General features: G+C 66.4%; 1 protein-coding gene. It reads right to left on the reverse strand.

Going from position 1 to position 381, the window contains the following annotated elements; translation table 11 throughout:
- The coding region (locus tag AB3X89_RS40330; protein WP_368588073.1) for an electron transfer flavoprotein subunit beta/FixA family protein at positions 1-381 on the reverse strand (381 nt) is incomplete at both ends.

Here is a 381-nt window from a genome sequence, read left to right on the forward strand (position 1 = left end):
TCTTGGCCTTCATGATGTTCGGCAGCGTCACGTAGCGCGGCTCGTTCAGGCGCAGATCGGTCGTGACCACGGCCGGCAGCGTCAGCGACAGCGTTTCCGCGCCGCCATCCACTTCGCGCGACACCGTCGCCTTGCCGTCCGCCACGACCACCTTCGACGCGAACGTCGCCTGCGGCAGGTTCGCGAGCGCGGCGAGCATCTGGCCGGTCTGGTTGGAGTCGTCGTCGATGGCCTGTTTGCCGAGGATCACCAGTTGCGGCTGTTCCTTGTCGACCAGCGCCTTGAGCAGCTTGGCAACGGCCAGCGGCTGCAGGTCTTCGTTCGATTCGATCAGGATCGCGCGGTCCGCGCCGATTGCGAGCGCGGTGCGCAGCGTTTCCT

The sequence above is a fragment of the Paraburkholderia sp. BR14320 genome (genome assembly GCF_040948665.1).
Taxonomy (GTDB): domain Bacteria; phylum Pseudomonadota; class Gammaproteobacteria; order Burkholderiales; family Burkholderiaceae; genus Paraburkholderia; species Paraburkholderia youngii.